Below are 12056 nucleotides of genomic sequence, written 5' to 3' on the forward strand. Positions count from 1 at the left end.
TTTTCTAATTAGAAATTAATACGTGCTCCTAGATTAATAATTTTGGATTGCGGATAATATTGCCCGATAGAATTTACCGCTTCTGGATCGAAAGATTCCATCCCCGTCCAGGTCACTAGGTTATATGCGCTTACATAAAGTCTAAAATTATTTATACCCACCTTATCTGCTAATTGTTGCGGAAGATTATATCCTAATTCAATATTTTTCAATCTTAAATAGTCCGTACTTTGTAACCAGTACGTATTACCAAATGAATAATATTGATTTCCCCGATCTGCTATTCTAGGGTGCGTACTACTTGGGTTATCAATAGTCCATCGGTTATCGTATACTTCTTTCAAATAGTTTCCTATAGATCCAGACTCATCTGCACCTACCCGTAATTCTCCTCCTGCGGCTCCCTGAAACAATACTGACAGATCAAAATCTTTATATTGAAAATTAAAATTTACGCCCCCTTGAAACGTGGGCTGTGTAGTTTTATCTCTTCTTACCTGATCATCTGGAGTAATAGCACCATCGCCATCATAATCTCTGTACTTCATATCACCAGGCCTAAGATTATTAGTTATAGCGCTATAATCGATAGTATTATTATCTATTTCTTCCTGTGTGGCAAACACTCCATCGTACTCATAATATAAGCCGGCATTAATCATTCGTCCAGTAGACCTTTGCCACTGGGGTGCGCCAGGTGCTTCATCCCAAAATACAATCTTGTTTTTAGCATATCCTCCATTAATACTAGCACTAAACATTAAGTCTCCAAATTGATTATTGTAGCCTAATTGAAAATCCCATCCCCGGTTTTCTACTTCTCCAATATTTTCTGCAGGAAGACTCATCCCTGTGGTTTGTGGTACCGAAGCATTTCTCCTCCATAATATACTACTCCGTTTATTAAGGAAGAGGTCTAACGTGAAATTCACTTTCCCCTCCCACATACGACCATCAAAACCAAGATTATAATTATTCGCAACTTCCCATGTTACTGCGGTATTGGGAACGCGAGTTTCAAATAAGGTTTGACTTAGCGCACTGCCTGTTACATAATTACTGAATCCATAAGTGGCGAAGTATTGATATTCTTGCAGCTCGTCATCATAATAAATATTATCATTTCCCATTTGTCCATAAGAAGCTCTTATTTTGAAGAAGTTGATTAGCTTAAGGTTCTCTTTCCAAAAATTCTCTTCAGAGACTCTCCATCCAATCATCACCCCTGGAAAAAAACCATATCTACTGTCCTCAGGAAACATATAACTTCCATCGTATCGCCAAAGAAATTCTGCTAAATATTTTTCTTTATAATTATAGCCAACCCGACCAAAATAATTTAGTCTTGCTCTTTCCCAGGCACGACCATCATTATCTTTTTCTGCATCCCCGCCTGCAAAAAGCTGATCTATTACGGTAGAAATAAAATATCGACGATAAGCACTAAAACTATCATTTCTAATAGTTTCTCTATTTACCCCGGCAAGAACATTAATTTGATGGAATCCAAATTTTCGCTCAAAATTTAAAACTCCTCCTAATAAGATATTGAGCTGATCCTGATTTCCCTGATTTAAATTTGGCTCTGCAGGACCTCTTTTCCCTCTTACAAGTTCTGGGGTACCATCATCGGTATATCCTCCCTGCCATGTATACAGATACCATGGTATTTCCCATCTTTTCGTTTGTTGAATATATTTATCGACAGCAGCTGTACCTGTAAACTTTAAACCTTTTACCCAAGGAATCTCTATATCTAATTGACCATTAGATTGAAAATAATATCTTCTATCTCTATCATAACCTGTTTGATCTGTAGTAATCACAACTGGGTTTTCTCCATACTCTATATCTGGTCCCGGCATGCCATTTGGCCAGTAGGCCGGCTGGGTTGGAGAACTACGCATTAACATTCTAAAAATGCTGGATGCCGGTTTGGTTGGATAATTACGATCTTCCTGCCTTCCCAGCACCCCTATTTTTGCAGTTATATAATCGTTAATTTTAGCATCCATATTTAACCTGATATCGTATTGCTTATAATTGGTAGCCGATTTTTTATAATAGGCATCCTGATTTTGATAACCAATAGTAGATAAGATCTTTAAATCTTCTGTTCCTCCTGTAATTTGTAAAGTATGTCTACTTTGTGTAGACCAGTCTTTTAAAGTTTCTGAGAACCAATCGGTGTCTGGATGAAACCAAGGATCGCTACCATCTTGAAACTGACGTATGTCCTCTGGTGAAAAGGGAGCTGTAACTTCGCCTCCAGATGGTCTTGTATAAACACCATCGCTCATAAAACCTGCATTAGCAGGACTCCATTCGCTCACGGGAAACTTATAAATTTCTAGCTCATTACGCATCATAGCGTATTGTGATGCATTGGCAAGATCAGGGATAACGGTGGGCTTTGAAAAACCTAAATTATAATCATAAGACAGTGATGTTTTCCCTACTTTTCCTCTTTTGGTAGTGACCAGGATAACCCCATTTGCTGCACGAGCTCCATAAATTGCTGCTGATGCATCTTTTAGTACTGAAATATCTTTAATATCTGCAGGGTTAAGTCTGCTAAAACCTCCTTGCCTATCCGGAATTCCATCAATAACTACCAGAGGGCTATTATCTCCAAAAGAATTACTCCCTCGAATACTAATGGTTGATCCATCATAACCAGGCTCACCACTATTCTGGGTGGCAACCACCCCGGGCATTCTTCCTGTTAATGCATTAGAAACGTTTAAAGTGGGGGACTTCGCTAATTCCTCACTACTAACGGTAGCAACAGCACCTGTAATTACTTCTCGCCGCTGTTCGCTATATCCCACTAATACAACTTCATCTAATTGTGCCTGGTCTTCCTCCATAAAAATCTCTATAGAAGTTTTACCCTCTAACCTCCTTTCCATGGTTTTAAAACCTATAAAAGAGAATACCAAAACTGCATCATTGGAAGACACGTTAAGTTTGAAATTTCCATCAAAATCCGTAACCGCTCCATTAGAAGTGCCTTTTTCAACAACACTCACACCGGGCATTGGTAACTGATCAGCCGAAGATTTAACAGTTCCGGTGATTTGAGTTTGAAATAAAGAACTTTCTAACTTGAGCGGTGAGGCAGAGAGTGACGAAAGCGCAAATAAACTGAATACGATAAACGCAAAAGGCTTGTACCTAATGCAAAGTTTTTTTTTCATTCGAAAATCTTTAATTGGTTAGCAATTCAATCGAAAACGTTTTCGTTCATAAATAAAAAACAGTCGGAATGACTATAAGAAAATTTAAAACAAACAACACTTAAAAGTGTGTTATCGAATATATAAATTAATTAACATTTATCAAAGAATTTATTAATTAAATACTAAAATAACACATAAACCTTATTTTCGACAATACTGCGCAACCTTCAAAGATCAGTTTTTTTTTTAAAGAATATGAGGGGACTCCTTCTGGAGATTAAAATTCTTGTTATGCATCTATAGACTATTCATCTTTAACTTTCTCAGATAAGACTTACAGTCTATAGTTATGTAATACAGATGTAATATGAATTGAAAATTTTCATCCAAATTCATATCATTTAGTTCCAAAAATTTGAATGATAAGTTTAAAAAAATACAATTAAATAGCTACTAGAAATATTTTGTGTCATAACTCATAATGTTATGAAAAATCAACCAATTTTCATGGAATCTCCCCATTTCGATAAGTTATATCCTAAAAATTGAAATTTTTTCACCTAAGTGCTTATTAGATTCCAGGTTTAGATTTCTTTTTTATAAGACCGATAAAATCTAAAAAATCTCTTATGCTCCAGTATCAGGCATAAGAGATTATATTATACTGAAAATCGATAAATTACAAATGAAATTTTTAAAGTAAATCTGTGTCTTTTTAGCAAGATTTATTTTAAAAATAATATCGATGCTAAAATTATATACTAGGCAATTCTGTACGAATTCGGTCCCAAAAACCAGGATTAAAGAGATAGGCAGCGCCTATCACCCCAACTTTTTCGGCTTCCGTAACAATTCTAATCTTGGTTTTTAGTTTCCCTTCAGCTATACAATCCTCAAGTATGTCCAGAAAATAAGATGAAGCTTTGGCGATATTTCCACCAATAAATAAAACATCTGTATCAAAAGCTTTAAGGTGTGGGTATAAAAATTCACATAAATTATTAGCAAAATCGGTAAATACCAGTTTCATATTTTCCGGATCACTATCAATAAGTTCTTTGACACCACAACCGGCAGTATCATTGCCGGTTAAACCTCCATAATGATTAATAAGCCAGCGTGTAGAAAAATAATCATCTGCAATACCGTCCTTAAAATCCTTATCCCATAAACAACCATTTTCAGGAACTCCGTTTCCGGTTATTAAAGGCACCTTATTCTTAAGAAAAGTAGCTCCAAATCCTGTACCCAGAGTAATTGCTATAGTATGATCTTCGTTTAAGTTTTCTAAGAGGTCGCTTCCTACTCCAAAAGAAGAAGCGTCGTTTAGAAATCGCAGCTTTATATTACTGTTTTGTATTTCCCTGGCTAGCCCATCGATGATCGAGACATTATAAAGACTTTCATACTTATCATTTCTTTCGTATTTACCAATCCCATTTGCATAGTCAAAAGGCCCGGGGATAGCTATCCCTACCCCAAGGAGATGATTACTGTTAAGATCTACTGCGTTTATCGAATTGTTTAAACAGGATGCCCACTGTTTTAAGATAACTTCTTTTGTAGATTTATTATCTATTTTTTGATTGTAATAACTGTTTTCTATTACCGAAAAAGAATCTAAGTCTATGGCTGCACTGGTGATATGAGTCCCCCCAATATCTGCACCTATGGCTATATTCATTTAATATAAATTTTCAAATTTATGTTCATCACCAATTTATAGAGATTTTCGCTCCTTCAGGATTATTTGCAAATTGTAAAAGTAAGGTTTTACTCTGTTGGTCATATTCGTAATGGATATCTGGTGATTTACGTAATGGATTATTATTTAATAAAATTGATTCTGGTTGCTGCGGAAGCAAAATCCTCATGCTATTGTTGGTATCAAGCGGACTCTTACAAACAAAAGAATATGATTTAGCATTTATTTCTTCATCATAAATCCTACTTGCTGAAGCCAAAACCTGTGGTTTATTTTTATCTTCTACACTATTAATATTGTATAAAAAGCTTTGCTCACCTGGCTTGGTGATCTTCTCTGAAATTACCGGAAGCTCAGGATCAAACAAATTAATATAACTTCCTGTAGTTATTACTGGCACCTTAGAGACACTTTCGTCTAAAGTTGCAATAAGCTCATAAACACCCCTAACCAGTTTAAAATTGTTTTTATATTGAAGCTTCTCCCCATTATTAACTTCCGCATAAGCGGTATTGATCGCATTCAGAAAAGTCTCATCCCCATTTTTATTAATCACAAAATCTTTTGGATTCTGCTTTATAAAATAAATCTTTCCTTTTCCTGCTTTGTAAACTTTATTATTCTCTGGATAATCTACATGCAACAAATCGGTTAAATGCTCTATCGGTTTTTTATAACTAAAATCACCTGTATTCCACCATTCTTCCACTTGCTGGTAAGGATCATTATCGGCACTCGTATACACTAAAACTCCGCCTTCCTTAATCCATTTGGCAAGATATTTATGCTCTTCTGGATTATTGGGCTTCATATTAGAATAACTAAGAATCAATATTTTTTTATTCTGAAGGCTAGATTTATAGCCCAGATTTTCCAGATGAACGGTTTCAACAGGAATCCCTCTTTTTAAAAGCGGAAAAGTCTGACCGTAAAAATTTGAAAAGTTAGGGTCTTCGTATCCGTCGTGATTTGGGAAGGTTTGAAACATTAAAGAATTACTCATTGCCACTGCAATTCCCTGATCTCCGCTTACCTTATTTTCAGAAACCTGGATATCGTTCAACGCATTTATCATAATCTGCATTTGCGTTGCATATGCTTTTGGAATAAGGATTTTCTTTTCTCTTCCTGCTACGCTATATGGCCTGGTATAAATTCGCTCTGGCCAAGGCATTACTTCATAATTGGCATTTCCCGGGTATAATAATTTCGCAACAAATGTCGCCTGATAATTCTTTTTATAGTCTTCCCAACTTTGATTGCGGTCTTCAATAGGATCGGTAAGAAAGAAAATTTTTCTATCGGTAGGTGCCGTCATCGAAACCATAGAACCGTATTCTAAAAAAGCATTTTCAAAGGTTCTTTCTTTCAAAATACCACTAAAATAATTTGGTGTTCTTGAAGTGCCTGTCCACACCTGGGCGATATACCCATCAATTCCTTCCAAAGAAGCCAAACTGGCTTCCGGACTCACAATATGCCATGCCGAATAATTTACCAGAGAATGCGTAGGAATATATACTTTTACATCAATTCCTTTGTCCTCACCATAAGACTTTGCAAACTTAGAAACCTCATCAATAGCATTATAATAAAGTTGATATTTCAATTTATTAGAAAGCCATGTACTTTCTGGTGATTCGTGTTGTGCCTGCCAGGGAAACCCATAATGATTTTCCCATTCTTTTTTAAACTGAGAACTATAACCTGCCCTCGTCCAGAATTCAGGTTCCTCTAAATAAATAGAGCTAATACCTGCGTCAATCACGGTCTTTATAATCGCATTCTTCATATAATCCAGGAAAGACGAATTTGGAACGATATAGGGAACATTTTTACCATGCCAAATAGTATCTCCACTTTGTTCTACCTGTCCTTCACCAAAATGAGTCTTCCCATCCCATTCTCCTAAAAAATAATCCTGATAAGAACCCCATGCTATTCCTGTCATAAAATGAGTAGCATATCCTCTATCCCTCCAGGATTTCACCCTGCTTAAAAATGTAGAAGAAGGATCATGATCTGAAGGATTGCCATTAACGCCATAAACGATAGCAATATCACTTCTAACGTCAATCTGTGGCAACCATTTACTACTGGTTTGAAAAGCGGTTTTAGCCTTAGGCACCACAGATGATTCTGTTTGCGCTATGACAATCGAAGGAAGTAAAATAGCCCAGCAAAAAAATTTTATTTTTAATAATGTTAAGAGCTTTTTCATTAGAAATGATTGATAATTAAGCTTATACTCCAACAGCTTCCGCTTTTAATTCTTACAGATCGTATTCTTTAGTCATAAATAAAATAAAGTTTCGAATATAATAAAACGTTTTAGCAAATTAAAACATTTTCGACGAATTATAGAAGTTGAATGCTTAACAACCTTTCTTAAACCATAAACAACTACGCTTTAATGCTTCTAAAAGAAGAATAGAAAATATTCATAAGAAAACAAAATACACTTAAATATCTATAACAATAACAACACAAGAGTAAATAAAATTTAAACAAAAGGTTAATAAAGTACAAAGTAATGATAATATTAAGTTAAAAATAAACCTGTTTTGTGATTAGATTAGCTGTTATTCCCAACACCTAAAATTTACAATATGCATCAAAAAAACAATTCTCAATCAATCCCCTTAATGTATAAGCAAAGGTTTTACCTTCTCTTTTTGCTATTTTTCATTACAGGAACAAGCATGTTTGCCCAAGATCAAATAATGGGAAAAATTATCGACAATAACGGTATGCCATTACTTGGCGCTACCGTTGTTGAGAAAGGAACCTCTAATGGTACACAATCTGATATGGATGGAAATTTCACCCTTCAGATTACTAATCCACAAAATGCTATTTTAGTGATTTCTTATGTAGGATTCTCTACCCAGGAAGTACCTATTAACGGAAAAAAAACTATTGAAATCACTTTAGAAGAAGATTCTGAAGCGCTTAGTGAGGTAGTCGTAACGGCTTTAGGAATTAAAAGTGAAAAAAGAGCTTTAGGATACGCCACTGCTGAAGTTGACGGTGGTAACTTAAGTTCGGTAAAAGCCACCAATAACTTTGTCAATGCCTTGAGCGGTAAAGTTGCAGGGGTGCAAATTTCCAGTGCTTCCAGCCAGCCTGGTAGCGGCGCTCGTATTGTGATTAGAGGCGGCTCTTCGATTACAGGAAATAACCAACCCCTTCTAGTGGTAAACGGTGTTCCTTTTGATGCGGCTAACGGAAGTAGCTCTTCCGGACTTGCGGATATCGATCCTAATTCGATAGAAAGTTTAAGTGTATTAAAAGGTGCGGCTGCATCAGCTTTATACGGCAGTGAAGCCGCCAATGGTGTAATATTGGTAACCACTAAATCTGGGACTTTCAACATGAAACCAGTTATAAGCCTTAGCAGTTCTATCAGTTTTGATGATATTTATGAAATCCCACTTCAGGACAAATGGTCACAGGGATATTGGCAAAATGACGATTGGGTGTATGTCGATGGAAACTCTTCTTTTACTTCAACCAGTTTTGGCCCTAGAATTTCAGATGTTCCTGGTGCACAATTATATGACCGCTGGGATATCTTTGAAACCGGAATCACGAACGAAAATAGTCTTAGCATTACCGGGGGTGGAGAGAAAGCCTCATACTATATTAGCTATAGTAACTTAAATAATAATGGTATATTATCTCCGCTTGAGTTCAGAAGAAACGCTATAAATGCCAACACTTCTTTTAAATTCACTCCAAAACTTACTGTTTCTTCAAACATCCTTTACACCACTCAAAAGAATGAACGACTTTTTGAGGATAGCTCCAACAGCTCTTTTATGAATACTTTGATGGCCACGCCTAATACTTGGAATCCCTATCCTATTTATGATGAAGATGGAAGCTTAAGATCTTATAGAGGTGGTTCCCGAGATCCTTATACCTGGGTATTGGACAATGTTGGCGCTACCAATGAAAGGGATCGTTTTGCCGGAACTTTTATTATCGAATATGAAATCCTGGACCATTTAAAATTTAGATCTGTAACAGGTATTAGCACCACAAGCGCCTATTCTAATTCCTTTTATAACCTTGGTGGTTATGCCTCTGTACAGGGAAGTTATAGCTCTTCAGAAAGATTTAGCCGTGATATCGAATCGACTGAAACGATAACCTACGACAACGATTTTGGTGATTTTGAAGTAAATGTCATGCTTGGCCATAATATTCAGGAAAATAAATGGAGAGGAAATTACTTTAACGGAAACGGACTGATCCTGCCTGGAATTTACAATTCCACCAATGTTAGTGGATATTCTGCTTATGATGACCGGGGAATGTTTAGATCCTATTCCTTTTTTGGACAGGCTATGCTAGGCTATAAAAAAATGCTTTATTATACTGTGACCGGTAGAAACGACTGGGCCTCCAGTTTAGCAGACAGTTTCTTTTACCCCAGCCACAGTTTAGGTCTCGTATTTACAGAACTTTTACCAAAAAATGATATTTTAAATTTCGGGAAATTTAGAGCCAGTTACGCAAAGGTAGGTTCTCCGGCTAATGCTTATGCAAGAAATAATCCACTGGTTTCTGCAGGTGGAGACGGAGTAATGTGGCCATTTAATGGTCAGAGAAGTTACTTATCGTCATCAAGAATTCCAAACAACAATCTTACAAACGAATTTAAAAGCGAAGTAGAGCTTGGGTTAGAGCTACGATTGCTAAAAAGTCGTTTAAATTTCGATATTTCTTATTATCATAACTGGAGTGAAAACCAAATTCTATCTGAACAATTTTTAGCTTCTACAGGGTATACTTATGGAACCGTAAATATTGGTGGAATTACTCATAAGGGACTTGAAGTTGGTATTAATGCTGTGCCAATCCAAACCGAATTCTTCAACTGGGATTTAAGCCTGAACTGGTCTAAAGATAACTCTAATGTAGATCGATTAGGTAGCAATAATGAGCCGATAAGTGTAGGTTCTTATGGTTACGCCATTGTAGACCAGCCTTACCCAGTTATTTATGGCCTTGGCTTTTTAAGAGACGATGAAGGCAGACTGGTTCTGGACGATACTCCTGGCTTAAGTTATGGCAGACCTCTTGCGGATAATAGCGGTAATCAGATTTTGGGACAAACAGCACCAGAATGGATTGGAAGTTTAAGAAACACTTTAAGCTATAAAAATCTTTCGCTAATGTTTCAATTTGATGTCTCTAAAGGTGGAAATCTGTATAGCCTTAATGATCATTACCTTACATATTACGGCATGGCAGCTCATCAAAATAATCGACCAGATGATAACATGACAACTTTCGATGGTGTTATGGGACATTACGATTCTGCTACTGGAGAAGTAGTGGTTACCAGTGAAACACCGCAGCCTACAAGATATGATCTTTACTATCAAACCGTAGCACAATCGGTTTTAGAAGATAACATCATGCCTAAAGATTACATCAAGCTTAGGGAGGTACAGCTTGCTTATAATCTGCCCAATAAACTGATTGCCAGCGCCGGTTTACAGGATGTGCAAATCGCTTTCTCAGGAAGAAATTTATGGAGAAGCTTTCACGATGACTTTGAAGGCCCAGATCCCGAAATTAATACCGATGGTATTACTAACGGAAATGGCTACCTAAGCTACAGCTTACCTACAACAAAAACATACTCACTTACCCTAACTGCAAAATTTTAAAATGAGAATTATGAACACGATACAACAACTATATAAAATTCGATTTTTAATAATTTTTAGCACCTTTTTTATAACTGGTTGCGAATCCTGGACAGATATCGATACCGATCCCGACAATATTACTGCCGGGCCAGCGATAACTGAAGATATAATGCTTATTGGAATAGAGGCCGAATGGGTTGAAACGGCCAACGAAAAATTCGAGACCTGGTATGGTTATCCAACATGGTTGTCCTGGTTTGCTATAGAAGGTTCTAATGCCATTGTAAATGTAGACCCGGGCTTTGGAAACGAAGTTTGGAACTCCTACTCTTATTCTTTAAAACACGCGGTAGAACTTCATGATTTTGCTGAACAAAACGGTAATACGTATTATCAGGGAATCGCAGGAGTTATTGCTGCACATCATTGGTTTTATATCGCCGATGTTTATGACCAGGCACCCTTAGAACAGGCCATGACCGGTTTAGAAAATCAGCAACCAGAACTGGCGACTCAGGAAGAATTATATGCCCACGCCAGTGCTCTCTTAGATGAAGCTATTAACCTTTTTAAAAATACCGATGGTGGTGAACTTTTACCGGGACAGGATGATTATATGCTAAACGGTGATATTGATCGTTGGGTGCGTTTTGCATATTCTTTAAAAGCCAGACAGGCTATGAGAAGAATTTATGCCCCGGGAGTAGACCAGGATGCGCAAATCTCTGCAATCCTTTCTTATCTGGAAAAAGGAATGACTTCTAATGAAGATAATGTAATGTGGCGACACCTTGAAGATCTGGCAAACGCCAACCCACTCTATAATTATATGACCAGAGCTTATAGTGGTGGTCGTGGATTGACTCCGGGAAACTTTCTTATCGATATGATGAATGCATATGAAGATCCCAGAAGGCCGATCATGTTTACCAATGCAGAGGCCGATCCGAATGGCTATATGGGTCATTTTGCAGGTGCAGCAGTTCAGGCAGGGAATAGACCAAGCCATTACAGATTCGATTACCTTTCTATGTCATACCCAGATCATATCATGCTTTATTCTGAATCTAAATTTTTAGAAGCTGAAGCCTATGCCTTCAGAAACGAATGGGAGTTAGCTGAGATCGCTATGAAAGAAGGAAATCGTGCCGATATGGAATATATGGAAGTACCCCAAGAACAAATTATAAGCTATAATGCACAACCTTCTTTAGATATGCCAACAAATCTTGAAGACGCTCAACAGCTGATCATTCAGCAAAAATACCTATCAAACATCTTTAGAACCGGGGAAACCTATTTTGATTATGTAAGGACCGGTTACCCAGAATTTGATTTTGAATATATGATACAAAATACCAACGCCAGTACCACTTTCGCCAGAAGATTTCCTTATCCATTAAATGAAATAGAGCGAAATCCAAACGTTCGCGCTGTTGGCCAACCCGATTGGTTTAACAAAGGGACCACCTGGGATAACAAAAACTAATTCGAAATTGCTAA

5 protein-coding genes are annotated in these 12056 nt (G+C 36.9%); 2 read left to right on the forward strand and 3 right to left on the reverse strand.

Translation table 11 applies throughout. From position 1 onward, the window contains the following. Positions 1–8: 8 nt before the first annotated feature. From ZPR_RS19975 to ZPR_RS19985, 3 genes are all read right to left on the reverse strand, one after another. The gene (locus ZPR_RS19975) at positions 9–3200 is read right to left on the reverse strand and encodes a SusC/RagA family TonB-linked outer membrane protein (RefSeq protein ID WP_013073605.1); all 3192 of its coding nucleotides are present in this window, start codon (positions 3198–3200) and stop codon (positions 9–11) included. Positions 3201–3936: 736 nt separating this feature from the next. Continuing rightward, complete coding sequence (locus ZPR_RS19980; RefSeq protein ID WP_013073606.1) at positions 3937–4866, reverse strand: ROK family protein; 930 nt, start codon at positions 4864–4866, stop codon at positions 3937–3939. Between the two features lie 28 nt (positions 4867–4894). Then, entirely contained in the window at positions 4895–7108 is a 2214-nt protein-coding gene (locus tag ZPR_RS19985; RefSeq protein WP_041579224.1) for a hypothetical protein, read from the reverse strand. A 502-nt stretch (positions 7109–7610) separates the two neighbouring features. Here ZPR_RS19985 and ZPR_RS19990 point away from each other — a divergent pair. After that, positions 7611–10571: a SusC/RagA family TonB-linked outer membrane protein gene (locus tag ZPR_RS19990; RefSeq protein WP_187288244.1), complete on the forward strand. Its 2961-nt coding sequence runs from the start codon at positions 7611–7613 to the stop codon at positions 10569–10571. A gap of 10 nt (positions 10572–10581) precedes the next feature. Continuing rightward, positions 10582–12042, forward strand: coding sequence for a SusD/RagB family nutrient-binding outer membrane lipoprotein (locus ZPR_RS19995; protein WP_013073609.1), 1461 nt, complete (start codon positions 10582–10584; stop codon positions 12040–12042). The last annotated feature ends 14 nt before the right edge of the window (positions 12043–12056 follow it).

This window comes from Zunongwangia profunda SM-A87 (genome assembly GCF_000023465.1).
Taxonomy (GTDB): Bacteria; Bacteroidota; Bacteroidia; order Flavobacteriales; family Flavobacteriaceae; genus Zunongwangia; species Zunongwangia profunda.

Bases quoted from the DNA above. Each gene is read 5' to 3' on its own strand.
- ZPR_RS19985 (WP_041579224.1), bottom strand. From the start codon at position 7,108: ATGAAAAAGCTCTTAACATTATTAAAAATAAAATTTTTTTGCTGGGCT.
- ZPR_RS19980 (WP_013073606.1), bottom strand. From the start codon at position 4,866: ATGAATATAGCCATAGGTGCAGATATTGGGGGGACTCATATCACCAGT.
- ZPR_RS19995 (WP_013073609.1), top strand. From the start codon at position 10,582: ATGAACACGATACAACAACTATATAAAATTCGATTTTTAATAATTTTT.
- ZPR_RS19975 (WP_013073605.1), bottom strand. From the start codon at position 3,200: ATGAAAAAAAAACTTTGCATTAGGTACAAGCCTTTTGCGTTTATCGTA.
- ZPR_RS19990 (WP_187288244.1), top strand. From the start codon at position 7,611: ATGGGAAAAATTATCGACAATAACGGTATGCCATTACTTGGCGCTACC.